The 22,698-nt window shown below is 56.6% G+C and carries 19 protein-coding genes, 1 pseudogene and 1 riboswitch; of the genes and pseudogenes, 8 read left to right on the top strand and 12 right to left on the bottom strand.

Going from position 1 to position 22,698, the window contains the following annotated elements; translation table 11 throughout:
- Positions 1-41: 41 nt before the first annotated feature.
- From ACSBQS_RS24110 to ACSBQS_RS24075, 8 genes are all read left to right on the top strand, one after another.
- Positions 42-545 carry an Rsd/AlgQ family anti-sigma factor gene (locus tag ACSBQS_RS24110; protein ID WP_019456431.1) on the top strand — a complete coding sequence of 168 codons (504 nt, stop codon included), beginning with the start codon at positions 42-44 and terminating at the stop codon, positions 543-545.
- Positions 546-584: 39 nt separating this feature from the next.
- Positions 585-709, top strand: a riboswitch (TPP riboswitch).
- Positions 710-823: 114 nt separating this feature from the next.
- Positions 824-2,767 (top strand): phosphomethylpyrimidine synthase ThiC, encoded by a 1,944-nt coding sequence (thiC, locus tag ACSBQS_RS24105; protein WP_046688072.1) that lies wholly within the window; start codon positions 824-826, stop codon positions 2,765-2,767.
- Positions 2,760-3,410 carry a thiamine phosphate synthase gene (gene thiE / locus ACSBQS_RS24100; RefSeq protein ID WP_033652708.1) on the top strand — a complete coding sequence of 217 codons (651 nt, stop codon included), beginning with the start codon at positions 2,760-2,762 and terminating at the stop codon, positions 3,408-3,410. The genes thiC and thiE overlap by 8 nt, the downstream gene beginning before the upstream one ends.
- Entirely contained in the window at positions 3,403-4,152 is a 750-nt protein-coding gene (locus ACSBQS_RS24095; RefSeq protein WP_123062079.1) for a HesA/MoeB/ThiF family protein, read from the top strand. The genes thiE and ACSBQS_RS24095 overlap by 8 nt, the downstream gene beginning before the upstream one ends.
- Complete coding sequence (gene thiS, locus ACSBQS_RS24090; protein ID WP_016929423.1) at positions 4,149-4,349, top strand: sulfur carrier protein ThiS; 201 nt, start codon at positions 4,149-4,151, stop codon at positions 4,347-4,349. The genes ACSBQS_RS24095 and thiS overlap by 4 nt, the downstream gene beginning before the upstream one ends.
- 1 nt (position 4,350) lies before the next feature.
- On the top strand, positions 4,351-5,130 hold the full coding sequence (locus tag ACSBQS_RS24085) for a thiazole synthase (RefSeq protein WP_033652706.1): 780 nt from the start codon (positions 4,351-4,353) through the stop codon (positions 5,128-5,130).
- Positions 5,130-6,263, top strand: a complete 1,134-nt coding sequence (gene thiH / locus ACSBQS_RS24080) for a 2-iminoacetate synthase ThiH (RefSeq protein WP_033644362.1) — start codon at positions 5,130-5,132, stop codon at positions 6,261-6,263. The genes ACSBQS_RS24085 and thiH overlap by 1 nt, the downstream gene beginning before the upstream one ends.
- A gap of 732 nt (positions 6,264-6,995) precedes the next feature.
- Positions 6,996-7,775, top strand: coding sequence for a helix-turn-helix domain-containing protein (locus ACSBQS_RS24075; protein WP_434991371.1), 780 nt, complete (start codon positions 6,996-6,998; stop codon positions 7,773-7,775).
- Here the strand turns inward: ACSBQS_RS24075 and ACSBQS_RS24070 are convergent.
- The 12 genes and pseudogenes from ACSBQS_RS24070 to tuf all read right to left on the bottom strand — a co-directional run.
- Positions 7,761-9,035: a sensor histidine kinase gene (locus tag ACSBQS_RS24070; protein ID WP_047573080.1), complete on the bottom strand. Its 1,275-nt coding sequence runs from the start codon at positions 9,033-9,035 to the stop codon at positions 7,761-7,763. The genes ACSBQS_RS24075 and ACSBQS_RS24070 overlap by 15 nt on opposite strands.
- Position 9,036: 1 nt before the next feature.
- Entirely contained in the window at positions 9,037-9,501 is a 465-nt protein-coding gene (locus ACSBQS_RS24065; protein WP_047024912.1) for an oxidoreductase, read from the bottom strand.
- Positions 9,501-9,947 (bottom strand): GNAT family N-acetyltransferase, encoded by a 447-nt coding sequence (locus tag ACSBQS_RS24060; protein WP_033652702.1) that lies wholly within the window; start codon positions 9,945-9,947, stop codon positions 9,501-9,503. Before ACSBQS_RS24060 ends, ACSBQS_RS24065 begins: the two co-directional genes overlap by 1 nt.
- Positions 9,948-10,115: 168 nt before the next feature.
- Positions 10,116-14,339 carry a DNA-directed RNA polymerase subunit beta' gene (gene rpoC / locus ACSBQS_RS24055; RefSeq protein ID WP_033644357.1) on the bottom strand — a complete coding sequence of 1,408 codons (4,224 nt, stop codon included), beginning with the start codon at positions 14,337-14,339 and terminating at the stop codon, positions 10,116-10,118.
- Between the two features lie 118 nt (positions 14,340-14,457).
- Positions 14,458-18,486 carry a DNA-directed RNA polymerase subunit beta gene (rpoB, locus tag ACSBQS_RS24050; protein ID WP_047024913.1) on the bottom strand — a complete coding sequence of 1,343 codons (4,029 nt, stop codon included), beginning with the start codon at positions 18,484-18,486 and terminating at the stop codon, positions 14,458-14,460.
- Positions 18,487-18,818: 332 nt separating this feature from the next.
- The gene (gene rplL / locus ACSBQS_RS24045; RefSeq protein WP_004929903.1) at positions 18,819-19,184 is read right to left on the bottom strand and encodes a 50S ribosomal protein L7/L12; all 366 of its coding nucleotides are present in this window, start codon (positions 19,182-19,184) and stop codon (positions 18,819-18,821) included.
- Positions 19,185-19,247: 63 nt separating this feature from the next.
- Positions 19,248-19,745 (bottom strand): 50S ribosomal protein L10, encoded by a 498-nt coding sequence (gene rplJ, locus ACSBQS_RS24040; protein ID WP_004929905.1) that lies wholly within the window; start codon positions 19,743-19,745, stop codon positions 19,248-19,250.
- A 338-nt stretch (positions 19,746-20,083) separates the two neighbouring features.
- Complete coding sequence (gene rplA, locus ACSBQS_RS24035; RefSeq protein WP_004929908.1) at positions 20,084-20,788, bottom strand: 50S ribosomal protein L1; 705 nt, start codon at positions 20,786-20,788, stop codon at positions 20,084-20,086.
- Positions 20,789-20,791: 3 nt separating this feature from the next.
- Complete coding sequence (gene rplK / locus ACSBQS_RS24030) at positions 20,792-21,220, bottom strand: 50S ribosomal protein L11 (RefSeq protein ID WP_015376316.1); 429 nt, start codon at positions 21,218-21,220, stop codon at positions 20,792-20,794.
- Between the two features lie 165 nt (positions 21,221-21,385).
- Positions 21,386-21,931 carry a transcription termination/antitermination protein NusG gene (gene nusG, locus ACSBQS_RS24025; protein WP_004929914.1) on the bottom strand — a complete coding sequence of 182 codons (546 nt, stop codon included), beginning with the start codon at positions 21,929-21,931 and terminating at the stop codon, positions 21,386-21,388.
- Between the two features lies 1 nt (position 21,932).
- A complete protein-coding gene (gene secE, locus ACSBQS_RS24020; protein ID WP_004929916.1) occupies positions 21,933-22,316 on the bottom strand; it encodes a preprotein translocase subunit SecE in 384 nt (127 codons plus the stop codon).
- Positions 22,317-22,575: 259 nt separating this feature from the next.
- Positions 22,576-22,698 (bottom strand): annotated as a pseudogene (gene tuf, locus ACSBQS_RS24015) (elongation factor Tu); the annotation flags it as partial.

Below are 22,698 nucleotides of genomic sequence, written 5' to 3'. Positions count from 1 at the left end.
ATAACTTACCGGTTACTTTTGTTACTTACACGGAGTCAAACATGCTCAACCGTTTGGAAAGGCTGACTCAGCGCGTTGGCGGTAGTAATGAATTAGTTGATCAATGGCTTCAGGCCCGCAAGCAGTTGCTGGTCGCCTACTGCACGCTGGTAGGCCTCAAACCGAATAAAGAAAAGCATACGCCGCTGAATGAAAAAGCGCTGGAGAACTTTTGCCATAACCTGGTGGATTACCTCTCCGCAGGGCATTTTCATATCTATGACAGAATTATCAAACAAGTGGAAGGCGCAGCCAGTCCGAAAATGTCGCTGGCGGTGAACATCTACCCCAAGCTATGGGCCAATACCGAACAGATCATGGCGTTCCACGATCGCTATACCGAAGTGGATATCGATCAGGAGGTCTGTCTGGAATTCCATCAGGCCTTGTCGGATATCGGCGAAACGCTGGCGGCGCGCTTTGCGCTGGAAGATAAGCTGATCCTGTTGGAAGCGGAGGCCGCGCAGCAACCGCTGCCGGACCAGGCGCTGGATCCGGCGCGTTAAAATTTTATAGTTTTTTTTCTTATCCCTCCTATACTGGGGGGCATCTTGTCGGAGTGCCTAGCGCCTGATTTGTTCATCGAATCAGCCAGGCTGAGACCGTTAATTCGGGATCCGCGGAACCTGATCGGGTTAATACCCGCGAAGGGAACAAGAGTAATCTATCGCCACAGGCACGGCCTTCCCCTTGCGGGCGCCCAGCCTTATCGGCCACCATCATTACTCCCTCCGAGCTCCAGACAAGCAACTTTCCCAACCCAACACACTGGTAGGAACTTGCTATGTCTAACGTTAATCCACCGCGCGCCCGTAAAGCGCAACGCGAAGCCGCCCAGCAGTTTATCGACACGCTGCAAGGCATGGCTTTCCCAAACTCACGCCGCATCTACCTGCAGGGCTCGCGCCGCGATATCCAGGTGCCGATGCGCGAAATTCAGCTCAGCCCGACCCTGGTCGGCGGCAGCAAAGATAGCCCGCAGTATGAACAGAACGAGGCGATCCCGGTATATGACACCGCGGGCCCATACGGCGATCCGCAGGCCGAGCTCGATGTGCACGCCGGCCTGGCCAAGCTGCGCGCCGGCTGGATCGACGCGCGCGGCGATACTGCGACCCTGAGCGGCGCCAGTTCCGGCTTCACCCAACAGCGTCTGGCGGACGAGGGGCTGGATCACCTGCGCTTCGAACATCTGCCGCTGCCGCGCAAGGCGTTGCCGGGCAAGTGCGTGACCCAACTGCACTATGCCCGCGCCGGCATCGTCACCCCGGAGATGGAGTTCATCGCCATCCGTGAAAACATGGGGCGCGAACGCATTCGCGGCGAGGTGCTGCGCCACCAGCATCCGGGCCAGGGCTGGGGCGCCAACCTGCCGGACAACATCACGCCGGAGTTCGTGCGCCAGGAAGTGGCCGCCGGCCGCGCCATCATTCCCGCCAACATCAATCACCCGGAGGCGGAGCCGATGATCATCGGCCGCAATTTCCTGGTGAAGGTGAACGCCAATATCGGCAACTCGGCGGTCACGTCGTCGATCGAAGAAGAGGTGGAGAAGCTGGTGTGGGCCACCCGCTGGGGCGCAGACACCGTGATGGATCTCTCCACCGGCCGCTACATTCACGAAACCCGCGAGTGGATCCTGCGCAACAGCCCGGTGCCCATCGGCACCGTGCCTATCTACCAGGCGCTGGAGAAGGTCAACGGCGTGGCGGAAAACCTCACCTGGGAGATGTTCCGCGATACGCTGCTGGAACAGGCTGAACAAGGGGTCGATTACTTCACCATCCACGCCGGCGTGCTGCTGCGCTACGTGCCGATGACCGCCAAACGCCTGACCGGCATCGTGTCGCGCGGCGGCTCGATCATGGCCAAATGGTGTCTGTCGCACCATCAGGAAAACTTCCTCTATCAGCACTTCCGTGAAATCTGCGAGATCTGCGCCGCCTACGACGTTTCGCTGTCGCTCGGCGACGGCCTGCGCCCCGGTTCGATTCAGGACGCCAACGACGAGGCCCAGTTCGCCGAGCTGCATACGCTGGGCGAGCTGACCAAAATCGCCTGGGAATACGACGTACAGGTGATGATTGAAGGCCCGGGCCACGTGCCGATGCAGATGATCCGCCGCAACATGACCGAAGAGCTGGAACATTGCCACGAAGCGCCGTTCTACACCCTTGGCCCGCTGACCACCGATATCGCCCCGGGCTATGACCATTTCACCTCCGGCATCGGCGCGGCGATGATTGGCTGGTTCGGCTGCGCCATGCTGTGTTACGTCACGCCGAAAGAGCACCTCGGCCTGCCGAATAAAGAGGACGTCAAACAGGGCCTGATCACCTACAAGATCGCCGCCCACGCCGCCGATCTGGCCAAAGGCCATCCGGGCGCGCAAATTCGCGATAACGCCATGTCCAAGGCGCGTTTCGAATTCCGCTGGGAAGATCAGTTCAATCTGGCGCTCGATCCGGCCACCGCGCGCGCCTATCACGACGAAACCCTGCCGCAGGAGTCCGGCAAGATCGCTCACTTCTGCTCGATGTGCGGACCGAAATTCTGCTCGATGAAGATTTCACAAGAGGTGCGCGACTATGCCGCCGCCCAAGAGGCCGCCAAACCGATCGAGGTGCAGCTGACCGGCATGGAGAAAATGTCCGCCGAGTTCCGCGCCCGCGGCAGCGAGCTGTATCACAGCGCCGGCAATCTGCAGGAGGAGACGAGCAATGACTGATATCACGACGCCCTTCCCGGCGACGCCCCACAAACTGGGGCTTTACCCGGTCGTCGACAGCGTGGCGTGGATCGCTCGCCTGCTGGAGGCCGGCGTTACCACGATCCAGCTGCGCATCAAGGATCTGCCGGACGAGCAGGTCGAAGAGGATATCGCCGCCGCCATCGCGCTGGGCCGGCGTTATCAGGCGCGGCTGTTCATCAACGATTACTGGCGGCTGGCGATCAAGCACGGCGCCTACGGCGTGCATCTGGGCCAGGAAGATCTCGATACCACCGATCTGGCGGCTATTCACCGCGCCGGGCTGCGGCTCGGCGTTTCCACCCATGACGATGCCGAGCTGGCGCGCGCGCTGGCGGTGAAACCCTCCTACATCGCGCTGGGGCACATCTTCCCCACCCAGACCAAAGACATGCCTTCTGCGCCGCAGGGGCTGGCGGAGTTAAAACGCCACATCGCCGGTTTGGCGGATTACCCGACGGTGGCGATCGGCGGGATCAGTATCGATCGCGTACCGGCGGTGCTGGCGTGCGGCGTCGGCAGCGTGGCGGTGGTCAGCGCCATCACCCAGGCGCCGGACTGGCGCGCGGCGACGGCCGAACTGCTGCGGCTGATCGAAGGTAAGGAGCCGAACGATGCTTAACGATCGGGAGTTCCTGCGCTACAGCCGCCAGCTGCTGCTGGAGGATGTCGGCCCGGAAGGTCAGGAAAAACTCAAGCGCGCCACGGTGCTGATCGTCGGCCTGGGGGGGCTGGGGTCCCCGGCTTCGCTGTATCTGGCCGCCGCCGGGGTCGGCACGCTGCTGCTGGCCGACGACGACACGCTGCACGTCACCAACCTGCAGCGGCAAATCCTGTACCGCAGCGCCGATACCGCCACCGGCAAGGCGGCGCTGGCGCAACGCCATCTGCAGGCGTTGAACCCGTTGGTGGAGTCCATCCCGCTGGCCCAGCGGCTGCAAGGGCAAGCGCTGCGCGACGCGGTCGCCCGCGCCGATCTGGTGCTGGACTGCTGCGACAACATGGCGACCCGCCATGAGGTCAACGCCGCCTGCATCGCCGCCGCCAAGCCGCTGATCAGCGGCAGCGCAGTGGGTTTCAGCGGCCAGCTGCTGGTGCTCGAGCCGCCCTATGCGCACGGCTGCTACGCCTGCCTGTACCCGGAGCAGGAAGAACCGCAGCGCAACTGCCGCACCGCCGGGGTGCTCGGCCCGGTGGTCGGCGTGATCGGCACTCTGCAAGCGCTGGAGGCCATCAAGATGCTGGCCGGCCTGCCTGCCTCCCTCAGCGGCAAGCTGCGGCTGTTCGACGGCAAGCAGCAGAGCTGGAGCACGCTGCAGCTGAGCCGGGCCCGCGCCTGCCCGGTCTGCGGAGGCGCCGCATGAAGATCCGTCTGAACGACCAACCGCTGGAGCTGGCACAGCCGCTCAGCGTCGCCGCCCTGCTGACCCAGTTGGAACGCCACCAGCCGGGCACCGCGCTGGCGATCAACCAAACCATCATCCCACGCGCCGACTGGGCCGACCATCAGGTGCAGGACGGTGACGACATTTTGCTGTTTCAAGCGATCGCCGGAGGCTGACATGCTGAAAATCGCCGATACCACTTTTACCTCGCGCCTGTTCACCGGCACCGGCAAGTTCGCCACCCCGGCGCTGATGTTGGAGGCGCTGGCGGCCTCCGGCTCACAGCTGGTGACCATGGCCATGAAGCGCGTCGATCTGCGCGGCGGCAACGACGCCATTTTGGCGCCACTGCAACAGTTGGGCGTCAGGCTGTTGCCCAATACCTCCGGCGCCAAAACGGCCGCCGAAGCGGTGTTCGCCGCCCGACTGGCGCGCGAAGCGCTCGGCACCCACTGGGTGAAGCTGGAGATCCATCCCGATGTGAAATACCTGCTGCCGGATCCGATAGAAACGCTGAAGGCGGCGGAAACGCTGGTGAAAGACGGTTTTGTGGTGCTGCCCTACTGCGGCGCCGATCCGGTGCTGTGCAAACGGCTGGAAGAAGTGGGATGCGCGGCGGTGATGCCGCTCGGCGCCCCTATCGGCTCCAACCGCGGTCTGCGCACCCGTGACTTCCTCGAAATCATCATCGAGCAAGCCAAGGTGCCGGTGGTGGTAGACGCCGGCATCGGCGCGCCAAGCCACGCGCTGGAGGCGATGGAGCTGGGCGCCGACGCGGTGCTGGTGAATACCGCCATCGCCGTGGCGCGCGATCCGGTGCAGATGGCGCGGGCATTTCGCCTGGCGCTGGAAGCCGGCGAGCTGGCACGCAGCGCCGGATTAGGCTCCAGCCAGCGCGGCGCGGTCGCGTCCAGCCCGCTGACCGCTTTCCTCAGCCAGCCAGAGGAGGCGCAGTGATGACCGACGATTTCAGTAGCCGCTGGCAACAGCTGGACTGGGACGACATTACGCTGCGCATCAACGGCAAAACGGCGCGCGACGTGGAACGCGCATTGAACGCCGACAAGCTGACGCGCGACGACTTTATGGCGCTGATCTCCCCCGCGGCCGCGCCGTATCTGGAACCGTTGGCGCAACGCGCGCAGTTGCTGACCCGTCAGCGGTTCGGCAACGTCGTTAGCTTCTATGTGCCGCTGTACCTGTCCAACCTGTGCGCCAACGACTGCACCTACTGCGGCTTTTCGATGAGCAACCGCATCAAGCGCAAAACGCTGGATGCGGCGGAGATTGCACGCGAGTGCGAAGCCATCAAGGCGCTGGGGTTCGAACATCTGTTGCTGGTCACCGGCGAACATCAGACCAAGGTCGGCATGGACTATTTCCGCCAGCACATTCCGGCGATCCGCCGCCACTTCAGCTCGCTGATGATGGAAGTGCAGCCACTGGCACAGGAGGAATACGCCGAACTGAAAACGCTGGGCCTGGACGGCGTGCTGGTGTATCAGGAAACCTACCATCCGGCCACCTATCTGCAGCACCACCTGCGCGGCCAGAAACAGGATTTCCATTGGCGCCTGGCCACGCCGGATCGCCTGGGGCGCGCCGGGATCGACAAGATCGGCCTCGGCGCGTTAATCGGCCTGTCCCACAGCTGGCGAACCGACTGCTATCTGCTGGCGGAACACCTGTTCTACCTGCAGCAAACCTATTGGCAGAGCCGCTACTCGATCTCGTTCCCACGCCTGCGCCCCTGCGCCGGCGGCATTGAGCCCGCGTCTATCATGAGTGAGCCTCAGCTGGTGCAGCTAATCTGCGCCTTCCGGCTGTTCGCGCCGGACGTTGAGCTGTCGCTGTCTACCCGGGAGTCGCCGTACTTCCGCGATCATATGATCCCGGTGGCGATCAATAGCGTCAGCGCGGGATCCAAGACGCAACCCGGCGGCTATGCCGACGACGTACCGCCTGAGCTGGAACAGTTCGAGCCGCACGACGGCCGCACGCCGCAGCAGGTCGCCGAGGCCATCAGCAACGCCGGGCTGCAGCCGGTGTGGAAAGACTGGGACGATTATCTGGGACGCAGCGCGCAATAAGCGGCAACGTTTGCCGCCGTGTGAAGAAAACGCTGGAGCGGCCGCGCAATGCCGAACGGTGGCGCTGGCGCCGGCAGGCCCGCCGATTATAGTGACGTTGCCGACCGCCAGACCCGGCGCCGGCCGGGGCCGTTACCCTCTCGATGGCCCCGCCTTATCCAACCCCGGATCGCGCACGGACGCTCTTGCGCGACTCCGGTTCCTCACCAACGGCCATCCTGGAACCTGCACCTGAGGGCACGCACGAACAGGCGGTTTTATCGGCTCAGGTGACGGGCATGATGAGGGAATAGCGGTGTTCAGCACTCACGCAGAGTGTTTTTCAATGGAGCCCGTTGCGGCAGAGAACGGCAGAACGAGGAAAAAGTCGATGCGGAGACGAAAAGTGACTCGAGGGGTAATCCCCGATACTGCCAATGGCCCTGGTGTTGGCCGTCGCGTTTTTTTGCCGCCTGCTCCCTGCTTACAGACAAGAGCAGGCGGTTTATTTTGTGAGACTGGCAACCCCCCCAGGACGCGAATCACACAGTATGTGCGCTAATTAACCATACAAACGATTAAATGTGAATGTCTTTTGAGTGTTTTTTTATTTGATATCGAGTGTATTCTGAGTTTGCCAAGGAAAATCAAACTGATATCACCGCAACCTCCGGGGCATCATCTATAATCCAGCACGGGTCCTCGCGCAGATTTACCACGCTCGCGGTCAACATCAAAAAAGCCAAGGTTGTCATGAAGAAAACGCCAAATTACATCGATGCAATCAGCGCGTTGCTCACTCTGAAAGGGGTTGGCGACAGAAAACATGCCTCCACGATGGCCAACATACTGAACCTTCAGTACAACAGCGCCAAGCAGAAGCTGGATGGTAAAAGGGGCATCACCCTCGACGAAGTCAGAAAGGTGTTTCAGTACTTCAACGAGCCATTCGCCGGCCAAAGAACGCATAACGGCGTTTTTATCATGAACAGCATTCACAAACGCTGTAAGGTTGAAGTCGACGAACACCCGGTGACACAGCTGGACGACGACGAAACCTACGCCTACAAAAAAGATGACCTTTTCATCATCAATACCAGCCGGGATACGCAGGCCGACGTACCGCTGTACAGAGTCAACAAGATAGACTTTCTGCCGGCGCCGCGCATCGCGATCCTGGACAACGACAGCGATATCCTCGAGCTGTTGAAGAAAATCGCCTGCCGCTACGGCATTGAGACCGGGACCTTTCAAACGGCGGATGCCATGCTGGCCGCACTTGAGCAACAGTCCTTTGAGGCGTTTATTCTGGACTGGCTGTTGGACTTCGGCGAAACCTCAGAACGCGTCGTGAAGAAAATAAAGGACACCCTCGATCCGCACGCGCGCATCATCATTCTGACCGGCCAGCTGAATCACTATGAGAAGAATATCGGCGATATGATCCTGCACTATGACGTGCACCTGGTGGAAAAACCGACCAAACCGCTGATTATCTCCTCACTGCTGCTGTCGAATTTATTCTTTAATTAGTTTGACCGGAATGCGGATGAAAAACGATGAGCCAACGCCTTCGGTGGATTTGACCCTGATGGCGCCTTTCAGCGTCGTCACATAATTCTTGATAATGGTCAGCCCCAGCCCCAACCCCTGCCGCGTTTCCCTTTCTACTCCCTGATTGAACGCCTTGTACAACCGTTCCAGATTATTAACGTTAAATCCGATGCCGTTGTCTTTTACCCATAAATACAGATTGCCATGGCAAACCTTCACATTGAGGATGATCGCGCCGTGGTGGGTAAATTTGTCCGCGTTGCTGAGCAGATTGGCCAATATTCGGTAGAGCTTGTATTTATCGGAGCAAATCAAACCAACATAGGATGAACGACGCACCACGATGCGATTACCGCGCCCGGCGCTGATACTGGTCATGGCATCGTCCACTACCTCATGCAGCCGAAAGGTGGAAATATTGACGTTCACCTCCCCCATTTCAAACCGCGAATAATCCATCACCTCGCGCGTTTGTTCGGCGATCTTGTTGCCGTGGTAGGAGATCAGGCGGGCTTCCTTTTTCAGCTCTTCCTGCGCCAGCTCGTGCTCCATGATATCCGCGGCGATGACGATGGCCTGCGTCGAACCGGCGATTTCATGGTAGATGGATGAGATAAAGATGTTCTTGTTCTTGATGATCTCTTTTAACGAGAAGGCGTTTCTCACCACCAGGAACATCATCAGGAACACCAAAATCAGCGATAAGACGGCGAACATCTCGGCTTTTCTCGAATTATCCTGGATGATGCCTTTAACCTCGGTGAAGTTTTTAATTTGTATCCGATAAATAATCTCCTGGATATCGACCAACGTGCCCTCGATGTCATCCATATAAGCGAGGATATCCGCCTTGCTTTTCCGCCCTGCCAGCAAACCGCCGGAAAGATCGCCCAGCGTTCGGTACTGTTGCTTCAGCAGAGCGACGTTCTTGATAAATTCGTCGTCGTAATAGAAAGAGTCGCTGAAGGTGGAGCGGCTCTCCAGGATTTGGATCTTCGAGTAAAATATTTTCTTTTTGATCAGGAAAGCGTCGTAGTCGTCGTTTTCACTGAGCAGCAGCGCAGTTTTGGTTCTTTCAAACGCCAGAAACAGGATCTCGGCCACCGAGTAGTTATCCAGATTGGGTTCGATCTGCTTATAGCGCTCTTTTACGCCACCGAAGTTAATGGCAATCAGCAAAATTAATAAGGAGAAGATGGCAACCAACGCGATAAGAGTACCGATCAGTTTCTTGCTCATCTCATTTAATCTCCAGCCGTTTGACTTGCCAGACGGTTTTCGCGTTCACGTCCAGGTTATTCAGCTCGGGGTATTGATCGCGCGGATAGATAATGGCGAACGGCCCCAGCTCCCCCACGTCGATCGGCTTACCGCCGCGCAGATAGGCGACAATCACGCGATATTTAATCATCTCGTCAATCGGCATCGAATAGGAATAGTCGTCCCACGCGAAGGCACGCACCGACTTCCCTTGCAGATGGTACGCTTTCACCAGCTCCGAAAACTCAACGCCGGTGAACGCCTCTTCCGGGGTAAAATTGGTCGAGGTTTTAATCGTGTGCGACGGCATCGCCTCCAGCATCTGTCGGGTGACCTTGATCTTCTCGCCGTCCGCCGGCTTCAGGTAAAAAAAGTCAACGGCCGCGTACAGCGGCGCGCTGAACAGCGAAAGCAGCAGTAACGTCATCAATCCTTTGATTTTCATTATTCACCCTCTTTGCGTTTCACCAGCTCCGCCTGACCGAACTCATCCCGCCCGATCACATCCCAACCGTGATGTTGATAAAAACCTTCGGCTTTAGAGCCGGGATCGGTGGTTAAGTGAATGGCTTCGGCGCCGTGCTCAAACATCCAGGCAGTGACGCGCGCCAGCAAGGCAGAACCCATTCCCATTGATTGGTATTCCGGCTTCACGAACAGTCCGCCGATCAACGGTTCGGGGATGAACAACCCGAATCCAACGCCGGCATAGTCCTCGCCATACTTGCAGATCCAGCCACCGCCCTGGTTGATGTCTTCCAGCGCCTGCTTGCGCTGCAGATACTGGATCTGATGCGGATGCAGCAGGTTCTCTTCGACGGAAAAGCGGATCTCATACAGGTAAGGCAGGTGTTTCGCCGTCAGTTTTTCGAAGGTAATGAGGCTGTCCATGTTTCGTACTGTCCTTGGTTGTCAGGTAAAAAGCGCCGGTCAATTTCTGCTGTAACCATAGTAGCAAAGTTTGTCATAACCCGGCGCGAGGCGAAAAAAAACCGCCCCCGAGGGAGCGGTTTATCTGGCGATAGGCCCGGCGTAGCGGGCCCACGGCGCGGATGACGATTACTCGTCGTCGCTGCCGCCCAGACCTGCGTTGAGCAGTTCGGCCAGGTTCGCGGTCGCTTCTTCCGCGCTGACTTGCGGAACAACCGGCGCTTCGCCCTGAGCACGACGACGCATGCGATCCTGATGATAAGCGTAACCGGTACCGGCTGGGATCAGACGGCCCACGATGACGTTCTCTTTCAGGCCACGCAGTTCGTCGCGCTTGCCGGCTACGGCAGCTTCGGTCAGAACGCGCGTTGTTTCCTGGAACGATGCGGCGGAGATGAAGGACTCGGTCGCCAAGGAAGCCTTGGTGATACCCAGCAGATCGCGCGAGAAGGTTGCCGGGATCTTACCTTCAGCTTCCAGCTGACGGTTGGCAATCTTGACGCGAGACACTTCAGCCTGCTCGCCTTCCAGGAACTCGGAGCCACCAGCGCTAACGATAGTGCCTTTACGCAGCATCTGACGAACGATAACTTCGATGTGCTTATCGTTAATCTTAACGCCTTGCAGACGGTAAACTTCCTGCACTTCGTTGGTGATGTAGCGGGTAACCGCATGCACGCCACGCAGACGCAGAATGTCGTGCGGAGACTCTGGGCCGTCGGAGACGACGTCGCCACGTTCCACCACTTCGCCTTCGAACACGTTGAGCTGACGCCATTTCGGAATCATCTCTTCGTAAGCGTCGCTGCCGTCCAGCGGAGAAATCACCAGGCGACGTTTGCCTTTGGTCTCTTTACCGAACGAGATAATCCCGCTGATTTCAGCCAGGATTGCCGGCTCTTTCGGACGACGCGCTTCGAACAGGTCGGCAACGCGCGGCAGACCACCGGTAATATCCTTGGTACCGCCGGATTCCTGAGGAATACGCGCCAGGGTATCACCCGCACCGATCTGAATGCCGTCTTCCAGCTGAACGATCGCTTTGCCCGGCAGGAAGTATTGAGCAGGCATATCAGTACCTGGGATCAATACGTCTTCGCCCTTAGCGTCAACGATTTTCAGTGCCGGACGCAGGTCTTTACCGCTACCGGTACGCTCTGCGCTGTCCAGGACAACCAGAGAAGACAAACCGGTCAGTTCGTCGGTCTGACGAGTAATCGTCTGGCCGTCGACCATGTCGGCGAAGCGAATGAAGCCGCTGACTTCACTGATGACCGGCATGGTGTGCGGATCCCAGTTAGCAACGGTTTCGCCGCCGTTAACTTCTTCACCGTCGCCTTTGCCCATCACGGCGCCGTAAGGCACCTTGTAGCTTTCTTTGGTACGGCCGAATTCGTCGATCAGTTTCAGTTCGGTGTTACGCGAGGTGATCACCAGCTTGCCTGCGGCGTTCATAACGAACTTCGCGTTGCTCAGCTTGATGCTACCCTTGTTTTTCACCTGAATGCTGGATTCAGCAGCCGCACGAGATGCCGCACCACCGATGTGGAACGTACGCATCGTCAGCTGTGTACCCGGCTCACCGATGGACTGTGCCGCGATAACGCCGATGGCTTCACCTTTGTTGATGATGTGGCCACGTGCCAGGTCGCGACCGTAGCAGTTTGCACACACACCGAAGTCGGTTTCACAGCTCACCACGGAACGGACTTTAACGCTGTCGACAGAGTTCTCTTCCAACAGGTCACACGCCTTCTCGTTCAGCAGGGTGTTGCGCGGCACCAGAATGTCCGCTGTACCCGGCTTGAGGACGTCTTCTGCCGTCACACGGCCCAGAACGCGTTCACGCAGCGGCTCTTTCACGTCGCCACCTTCGATAACCGGAGTCATCAGGATGCCGTCGTGGGTGCCACAGTCGTCTTCGGTCACCACCAGGTCCTGCGCCACGTCAACCAGACGACGGGTCAGATAACCGGAGTTCGCGGTTTTCAGTGCGGTATCCGCCAGACCTTTACGAGCACCGTGAGTGGAGATGAAGTACTGGAGTACGTTCAGACCTTCACGGAAGTTCGCGGTGATTGGCGTTTCGATGATGGAGCCGTCCGGCTTCGCCATCAGACCACGCATACCGGCCAGCTGACGAATCTGAGCGGCGGAACCACGCGCACCGGAGTCGGCCATCATAAAGATGCTGTTGAAGGAAACTTGCTGTTCCACTTCGCCGTCACGGTTAACCACGTCTTCTACCGACAGGTTTTCCATCATCGCTTTCGCAACGCGTTCGTTCGCGGCAGCCCAGATATCGATCACTTTGTTGTAGCGTTCGCCGGCGGTCACCAGACCAGACTGGAACTGCTCCTGGATCTCGGCAACTTCGGTTTCCGCTTCTTCGATGATCTCCGCCTTCTTGGCCGGGATAACCATGTCGTCGATACCTACGGAAGCGCCGGAACGGGCAGCGTAAGCAAAGCCGGTGTACATGATCTGGTCAGCAAAGATAACGGTCGGCTTCAGGCCCAGGATGCGGTAACAGGTGTTCAGCATCTTGGAGATCGCTTTCTTGCCCAAAGGCTGGTTAACGATCGCGTACGGCAGACCTTTCGGTACGATCATCCACAGGATGGCGCGGCCGATGGTGGTGTCGATGATGCTGGTCTGAGAGGTCCACTCGCCTTCGGCGTTCTTGACGTCTTCGGTGATACGCACTTTAACGCGCGCATGCAGCGACGCCAGGCCGGCGCGGTAAACACGCTCAGCTTCTTTGGAACCGTTCAGCACCATGCCTTCGCCTTTGGCGTTAACACAGTCGCGGGTCATGTAGTACAGACCCAGTACAACGTCCTGAGAAGGAACGATGATTGGCTCGCCGTTCGCTGGGGACAGGATGTTGTTGGTGGACATCATCAGCGCACGCGCTTCCAGCTGGGCTTCCAGCGTCAGCGGTACGTGAACGGCCATCTGGTCACCATCGAAGTCGGCGTTATATGCCGCACAAACCAGCGGGTGCAGCTGGATCGCTTTACCTTCGATCAGAACCGGTTCAAACGCCTGGATACCCAAACGGTGCAGGGTTGGTGCACGGTTCAGCAGTACCGGGTGTTCGCGAATCACTTCGTCCAGGATATCCCAAACGACGGCTTCTTCACGCTCAACCATTTTCTTGGCGGCTTTGATGGTGGTGGCCAGGCCACGCAGCTCCAATTTGCCGTAGATGAACGGTTTGAACAGCTCCAACGCCATCTTCTTAGGCAGACCGCACTGATGCAGACGCAGGTATGGACCTACGGTGATAACGGAACGGCCTGAGTAGTCAACGCGTTTACCGAGCAGGTTCTGACGGAAACGACCCTGCTTACCTTTGATCATGTCGGCCAAAGATTTCAGAGGGCGTTTGTTGGAACCGGTGATCGCACGACCGCGACGGCCGTTATCCAGCAGGGCGTCTACCGCTTCTTGCAGCATACGCTTTTCGTTGCGCACGATGATGTCCGGCGCAGCCAGATCCAGCAGGCGTTTCAGACGGTTGTTACGGTTGATCACGCGGCGATACAGATCGTTCAGATCCGACGTCGCGAAACGACCGCCATCCAGCGGAACCAGCGGGCGCAGATCCGGCGGCAGTACCGGCAGCACGGTCAGGATCATCCACTCCGGCTTGTTACCGGACTGTACGAACGCTTCCAGCAGCTTGATACGCTTGGTCAGTTTCTTGCGCTTGGTTTCGGAGTTGGTTTCGTTCAACTCTTCACGCAGCTGCTCGCACTCGGCTTCCAGATCCATGTTTTTCAACAGGGCCTGAATGGCTTCCGCACCCATCTTGGCGTCGAATTCGTCACCGAACTCTTCCAGCGCGTCCAGATACTGCTCTTCGGTCAGGATCTGACGACGCTCGAGGTTGGTCATACCGCCTTCGACCACCACATAGGATTCGAAGTACAGTACGCGTTCGATGTCACGCAGCGGCATATCCAGCAGCAAACCGATGCGGGATGGCAGCGATTTCAGGAACCAGATGTGCGCAGTCGGGGAAGCCAGCTCGATGTGGCCCATGCGCTCACGACGCACTTTGGTCTGGGTCACTTCAACGCCGCACTTCTCACAGATCACGCCGCGGTGTTTCAAACGCTTGTACTTACCGCACAGGCACTCGTAATCTTTTACCGGCCCGAAGATACGGGCGCAGAAAAGGCCGTCACGCTCTGGTTTGAACGTACGGTAGTTAATGGTTTCCGGCTTCTTAACTTCACCGAACGACCACGAACGGATCATGTCTGGCGAGGCCAGAGCAATCTTGATCGCATCAAACTCTTCGGTCTTAGTTTGCGCTTTCAGAAACTTCAATAAGTCTTTCACGGATTGGCTCCTGTCGGAGTTAAACCTGTTGGGCACCCACAACCGCAGTAGGTACCCGTGTGACCTGAACAACCACCCTCAGGCTCCCTTAGGCGGGGAGCCTGAGCCGGAATGACGATTACTCGTCTTCCAGTTCGATGTTGATGCCGAGCGAGCGGATTTCTTTCAACAGTACGTTGAAGGATTCCGGCATGCCTGGCTCCATCCGGTGATCGCCATCCACGATGTTTTTGTACATCTTGGTACGGCCGTTAACGTCATCCGACTTAACGGTGAGCATTTCCTGCAGGGTATAAGCCGCGCCGTATGCTTCCAGTGCCCACACTTCCATCTCACCGAAGCGTTGACCACCGAACTGCGCTTTACCACCCAGAGGCTGCTGAGTAACCAAGCTGTAAGAACCGGTTGAACGGGCGTGCATTTTATCGTCAACCAAGTGGTTCAGTTTCAGCATGTACATATAGCCGACAGTAACCTGGCGCTCGAATTGCTCACCGGTACGGCCATCGAACAGCGTGATCTGACCGGAGGTCGGGATACCGCCCATTTCCAGCAGCTTCTTGATTTCAGTCTCTTTCGCACCGTCAAACACCGGCGTTGCGATCGGCATACCTTTTTTCAGGTTCTCTGCCAGACGCAGCACTTCGTCGTCGCTGAAGGTGTTCAGGTCAACTTTCTGGCAAACGTCGTCGCCCAGATCGTAGGCCTTCTGGATGAACTCACGCAGCTTGGCCACTTCCTGCTGCTGCTTCAGCATCTGGTTGATCTTCTCACCGATGCCTTTCGCAGCCATACCCAGGTGGGTTTCCAGGATCTGACCGATGTTCATACGTGATGGTACGCCCAGCGGGTTCAGTACGATGTCTACCGGCGTGCCGTTTTCATCGTAAGGCATATCTTCGATCGGGTTGATCTTGGAGATAACACCCTTGTTACCGTGGCGGCCCGCCATCTTGTCACCCGGTTGGATCTGACGTTTAACGGCCAGATAAACCTTGACGATTTTCAGTACGCCCGGCGCCAGATCGTCGCCCTGAGTGATCTTACGACGCTTGGCTTCCAGCTTCTTCTCGAAGTCGGATTTCAGTTCGTCGTACTGCTCAGCCAGCTGCTCCAGCTGGTTTTGTTTCTCTTCGTCGGTCAGGCCCAGTTCCAGCCAGCGATCGCGCGGCAGCTTGCTCAGCTTGTCGGCTTCGATGCCACCGGCAACCAGTACCGCGTGGATACGCGCAAACAGGCCGGCTTCCAGGATCTGCAGTTCTTCAGTCAGGTCTTTCTTCGCCTGCTTCAGCTGCATCTCTTCGATTTCCAACGCGCGCTTGTCTTTTTCCACGCCATCGCGGGTGAAGACCTGCACGTCGATAACCGTACCGGAAACGCCGTTCGGCACACGCAGAGAAGAGTCTTTAACGTCAGACGCTTTCTCACCGAAGATCGCACGCAGCAGTTTCTCTTCCGGCGTCAGCTGGGTTTCGCCTTTAGGCGTTACCTTACCGACCAGGATGTCGCCGCCGGTCACTTCAGCACCGATATACACGATACCGGACTCATCCAGCTTGGAGAGCGCCGCTTCACCCACGTTAGGGATGTCGGCGGTGATCTCTTCAGGCCCCAGCTTGGTGTCGCGAGACACGCACGCCAGTTCCTGGATGTGGATGGTGGTGAAGCGATCTTCCTGCACCACGCGCTCGGAGACCAAGATGGAGTCTTCGAAGTTGTAGCCGTTCCAAGGCATGAACGCTACGCGCATGTTCTGGCCCAGCGCCAGTTCGCCCAGGTCTGTCGATGGGCCATCCGCCAGCACGTCGCCGCGCTCGATTGGCTCACCCAGATTCACACACGGCATCTGGTTGATGCAGGTGTTCTGGTTAGAACGGGTGTACTTGGTCAGGTTGTAAATATCGATACCTGCTTCGCCCGGGTACATCTCGTCTTCGTTAACTTTGATAACGATACGGGAAGCATCCACGTACTGGATCACACCGCCGCGTTTGGCAACGGCGGTTACGCCGGAGTCAACCGCTACAGCGCGTTCCATACCGGTACCGACCAGCGGCTTATCGGCGCGCAGGGTTGGTACGGCCTGACGTTGCATGTTCGCACCCATCAATGCACGGTTGGCGTCATCGTGTTCCAGGAATGGAATCAGTGAGGCACCAACGGAAACGACCTGTTGGGTGGATACGTCCATGTAGTCAACCTGGTCGCGGCTGAACAGGCTTGATTCGCCTTTGCTGCGGCAGGTGACCAGGTCTTCTACGAAGCGGCCTTCGTCATCCAGGTTGGAGTTCGCCTGGGCGATAACGAAGTTGCCTTCTTCAATAGCAGACAGGTAGTTGATTTCATCGGTCACCACGCCGTCACGCACGCGGCGGTACGGGGTTTCCAGGAAGCCATACTCGTTAGTCTGTGCGTACACGGACAGGGAGTTGATCAGACCGATGTTTGGACCTTCCGGCGTTTCGATTGGGCACACGCGGCCGTAGTGGGTCGGGTGTACGTCTCGAACTTCAAAGCCGGCGCGCTCACGGGTCAGACCGCCCGGGCCCAGTGCGGAGATACGACGCTTGTGCGTGATCTCGGACAACGGGTTGTTCTGGTCCATGAACTGGGACAGCTGGCTGGAGCCGAAGAACTCTTTCACCGCCGCCGAAATCGGTTTGGCGTTGATCATGTCCTGAGGCATCAGGGTATCCAGATCGCCCAGAGACAGACGCTCTTTCACCGCACGCTCAACACGCACCAGACCTACGCGGAACTGGTTCTCGGCCATTTCGCCGACGGAGCGGATACGACGGTTGCCCAAGTGGTCGATATCGTCCACTTCGCCCTTGCCGTTACGGATATCGATGAGCTTCTTCATCACTTCGATGATGTCGTCTTTGCTCAGGATGCCCGAACCTTCGATCTCGTCGCGCAGCAGAGAACGGTTGAACTTCATACGGCCAACCGCGGACAGATCGTAGCGGTCTTCGGAGAAGAACAGGTTCTCGAACAGGCTTTCGGCAGCTTCGCGCGTTGGCGGCTCACCAGGGCGCATCATGCGGTAGATTTCTACCAGCGAGCTCAGACGATCGTTGGTCGGATCGACACGCAGCGTTTCAGAGATGTACGCGCCGTGGTCCAGATCGTTGGTGAACAGCGTTTCGATGCGCTTGTGGCCGGACTGGCTCAGCTTGGCCAGCAGATCCAGCGACAGCTCCATGTTGGCTGCGCAGATCAGTTCGCCGGTATTGGTATCGATATAGTCTTTCGCGACCACTTTGCCCGCGATGTACTCTACCGGTACTTCAATGCTCTGAATGTCGTCTTTTTCCAGCTGACGGATATGACGAGCGGTGATGCGACGGCCTTTCTCTACGTAGATCTTGCCGTTGGCTTCGATATCGAACGAAGCGGTCTCACCACGCAGGCGCTCTGGCACCAGCTCCATCTGCAGCTTGTTGTCGCGGATTTCGAAGACGATCTTGTCAAAGAACAGGTCGAGGATCTGTTCAGTGGTGTAGTTCAGCGCGCGCAGAATGATGGTCGCAGGCAGTTTGCGGCGACGGTCAATACGCACGAACAGGTTGTCTTTCGGATCGAACTCGAAGTCCAACCATGAACCGCGGTAAGGGATGATGCGTGCGTTGTACAGCACTTTACCCGAGGAGTGGGTTTTACCCTTATCGCTGTCGAAGAATACGCCAGGACTACGGTGCAACTGAGATACGATAACCCTCTCAGTACCGTTGATCACAAAGGTGCCGTTTTCGGTCATGAGCGGAATTTCGCCCATGTAGACTTCTTGTTCCTTGATGTCTTTGACCGTACCTTCAGGCGCTTCGCGCTCATAGATAACCAGGCGCAGTTTTACGCGCAGCGGTGCAGAGAACGTCACACCACGGATCTGGCACTCTTTGACGTCGAAGACCGGCTCACCAAGACGGTAGCTAACGTATTGCAGCTCCGAATTGCCACTGTAGCTCTGGATAGGGAAAACAGAACGGAATGCGGCTTCAAGGCCGTACTGCCCTTCTGGATCTTGCTCGATAAACTTCTGGAACGAGTCAAGCTGGATAGAAAGGAGATATGGTATGTCCAGCACTTGTGGACGTTTACCAAAATCCTTACGAATACGTTTTTTCTCGGTATAGGAGTAAACCATAGGGTTCCTCAGCTCGCTGATCAGTGACCCAATCTGTCCGTCCGATTAGGGACAGTTCATGCAACACCGTTTTGTCGACCGGAAAGCGGGAACACTTTCCGCAATATCTCTTGCTATCACGCTTAAACCATTTCATCGCGCCTTCCCCCAGAACTCCTGGTAGTGCAAAGACCGCGGTATATTAAGTCGTCGATAGAAACAAACATTGGGAGGCGAAACCAGCAGCCAAACAGTGTGAAACGCTACTGGCGCCCTACAGCGCAAAAAGGCTGGTGACTAAAAAGTCACCAGCCATCAGCCTAAAAGACTAGGCTGCAACCGGAAGGGTTGGCTTATTTAACTTCAACTTCTGCGCCAGCTTCTTCCAGAGATTTTTTCAGAGCTTCTGCGTCATCTTTGCTCACGCCTTCTTTCAGAGCGGCTGGAGCAGATTCAACCAGGTCTTTAGCTTCTTTCAGACCCAGGCCGGTAGCGCCACGTACTGCTTTGATAACAGCAACTTTGTTAGCGCCTGCAGCTTTCAGGATAACGTCGAATTCAGTTTTCTCTTCAGCAGCTTCAGCTGGGCCAGCAGCTACAGCTACAGCAGCAGCAGCAGAAACGCCGAATTTTTCTTCCATAGCGGAAACCAGTTCAACAACGTCCATTACGGACATAGCGGCAACTGCTTCCAGGATTTGGTCTTTAGTGATAGACATAACAATTGTTCCTAAAATTCAGAAATAGTTTAAATACGTTAGCAAAGGCTAAGAAAGAGTGGCTTACGCCGCTTCTTTCTGATCGCGTACTGCAGCCAGAGTGCGAACCAGTTTGCCGGCAGCGGCTTCTTTCATGGTTGCCATCAGGCGTGCGATCGCTTCTTCGTAAGTTGGCAGCGTCGCCAGGCGGTCGATTTGCGCCGCTGGGATCAGCTCACCTTCAAAGGCCGCAGCTTTAACCTCGAATTTTGCATTCGCTTTCGCGAACTCTTTGAACAGACGAGCAGCAGCGCCCGGGTGTTCGTGAGAGAATGCAATCAAGGTTGGACCGACAAACGTGTCTTTCAGGCATTCGAATGGAGTGCCTTCAACTACGCGACGCATCAGGGTGTTGCGAACAACACGCATGTAAACGCCAGCTTCACGACCTGCTTTACGCAGTTCAGTCATTTTATCTACGGTAACGCCGCGGGAATCCGCAACAACCGCAGACAGCGCGCCTTTGGCTACTTCGCTGACTTCAGCAACAATCGCTTGTTTGTCTTGAAGATTTAATGCCATTAGCTTTTTGCTCCTGGATTAGCCGGGGAAAATCCCCCGGAACTCACTTCACTCGGCGCTTTGTAAAACGCCACGCCGAGCGGCTTAACACGGTGAGCAGAATCCAGCAAAGACATTCTTTTATAAAAAAGAAAAATTTTCTTAGGCTCTGTCACCGTCTACGCAGGAAGGATTAAGTATCTTGCGATACACCTGCGGTCTTGGACGGAGGCCTGGATAGGCCAGGCTCCAACCGAAAAATCTTTGTTTTGCCTACGGCATAGCCAATAGCAAAACCTTGGGGCATAAGATTCTAGACAAATCTCGGCCCCAAGTCAAAGCGATAATCGCAAGTGCGATTAGTTCGCTGCGGCAGACAGACCGCTTTGATCGATAGCAACGCCAGCACCCATGGTGGTGGAGAGGCTAACTTTCTTGATGTACATGCCTTTCGCCTGAGAAGGTTTTGCTTTTTTCAGCGCAACCAGCAGGGCTTCCAGGTTTTCTTTCAGTTTGTCTGCGTCGAAATCAACCTTACCGATAGTGGTATGGATGATGCCGTTTTTGTCGTTACGGTAGCGAACCTGACCTGCTTTAGCGTTTTTCACTGCTTCAGCAACGTTCGGAGTAACGGTACCCACTTTCGGGTTTGGCATCAGGCCGCGTGGACCCAGGATCTGGCCCAGTTGACCTACAACGCGCATTGCATCCGGGGAAGCAATAACAACGTCGAAGTTCATTTCGCCTTTCTTGATCTGCTCAGCCAGATCGTCCATACCTACCAGCTCTGCGCCAGCAGCTTTCGCTGCTTCAGCGTTAGCGCCTTGGGTAAATACGGCAACGCGAACGGAACGACCGGTGCCGTGTGGCAGAACGGTAGCGCCACGAACGTTTTGGTCAGATTTACGAGCGTCGATGCCGAGGTTAACGGCAACGTCAACGCTTTCTACGAATTTAGCGGTGGCCAGCTCTTTCAGCAGAGCAACAGCTTCAGTGATGTCATACTGTTTAGTAGCATCAACTTTGTCACGGATCACGCGCATGCGCTTGGTCAGCTTAGCCATCTCTTAATCCTCCACTACCAGGCCCATGGAACGAGCGGTACCTTCGATGGAGCGAGTCATCGCTTCAACGTCAGAACCAGTCATGTCCGCAGCTTTGGTTTCTGCGATTTCACGTACCTGAGCACGGGTCACTTTACCTACTTTGTCTTTGTTCGGCTTACCGGAACCAGACTTGATACCAGCCGCTTTTTTCAGCAGAACTGCTGCTGGCGGGGTTTTGGTAACGAAAGTGAAGGAGCGATCAGAATAAACGGTGATAACAACCGGAATCGGCAGACCTTTCTCAACGCTGTCAGTTTTAGCGTTGAATGCCTTACAGAATTCCATGATGTTAACGCCCTGCTGACCCAGAGCTGGACCCACTGGTGGGCTCGGGTTAGCCATACCAGCTGCAACTTGCAGCTTAACGTAGGCTTGTACTTTCTTAGCCATTTAAATTTCCTCGGTTTGGGTAGTATCGCCTCGTGAGAGGCTCCCCGTGTTTAACCTCGCCGGACAAACATCAGGCAAGGCATCTAAAAACAAAAGGCGCGAAATTGTAGTTCAATTTCGCGCCTTTGACAAGCGGCAACGGACCGCTTATTGCTGATTATTCGATCAGCCTTTTTCAACCTGGCTGAAGTCCAGTTCCACCGGCGTTGCACGGCCGAAGATGGAAACGGAAACTTTCAGGCGGCTCTTCTCGTAATCGACTTCTTCGACCACGCCGTTGAAATCGGCAAACGGGCCGTCGTTGACGCGCACCAGCTCGCCCGGCTCGAACAGCGTTTTCGGACGCGGTTTGTCACCGACCTGCTGCAGGCGGTTCATGATCGCATCAACTTCTTTATCGCTGATCGGCGCAGGACGGTCAGACGTACCGCCGATGAACCCCATGACACGCGGTACGCTGCGCACCAGGTGCCAGCTGGCGTCATTCATCACCATCTGCACCAGCACGTAGCCAGGGAAGAATTTACGCTCGCTCTTGCGACGCTGGCCACCACGGATTTCAACCACTTCTTCCGTAGGCACCATCACTTCGCCGAACAGCTCTTCCATATCGTGCAGTTTGATGTGTTCACGCAGCGATTGCGCTACGCGACCTTCAAAACCGGAAAACGCCTGAACGACGTACCAACGTTTTTTTGGAGCTTCAGACATTTTAGAACCTCAGGCCAGTAATAAACGACACCAGACGGACCAGAATACCATCCAGCCCCCACAGAATCAGTGACATCACGGCGGTTACCGCGGCAACGATCAACGTGGTGTGTAGCGTTTCCTGACGAGTTGGCCAAATCACTTTACGTACTTCGGTACGCGCTTCGCGGGCAAACGCAACGGTAGCTTTGCCTTTGGTGGTCATCAGAGCCACTGCACCTGCAACGGCGATGATCAGCACAACTGCCAGCGCGCGCAATGGCAGGCTTAAATCACGGTAGTAATAGTTACCGACAATAGCCACAACCAACAGAACGGCGACGATCAGCCACTTTGCCGCTTCCAGGCCGCGTCCGCTCCCTTGAGCCTCGGTATTCGCACTCATAAACCAACCTGTCACAATGATGATTCAGAACAAACAACTTTGCCTCGCATTGCGAGGCAAACCAAACCGATCGGATACCGCACTAGCGATACCCCGGTGTTTTACGCCATGACGTATTCAGTCAATACGGTTTAAGAGCCCATCTCACCAATGATTATGACTGCAAAATCGCTGATGAGATAGGTTCTAGTTCACAGCGTAGAAAAAGGGCATCAAATGATGCCCTTTTACCGCGTGTCGCGTCAAACTTTATCAGCGATTAAGCGATAACTTTAGCAACAACACCAGCGCCTACAGTACGGCCGCCTTCACGGATTGCGAAACGCAGACCGTCGTCCATCGCGATTGGGTGAATCAGGGTTACAACCATGTTCACGTTGTC

Origin of the sequence: Serratia sp. H402Y (assembly GCF_051172415.1) — a bacterium.
Classification (GTDB): Bacteria; Pseudomonadota; Gammaproteobacteria; order Enterobacterales; family Enterobacteriaceae; genus Serratia; species Serratia ureilytica.
Note: the sequence above shows the minus strand (reverse complement) of the source record. Positions and strands in the feature narration are given on the sequence as shown.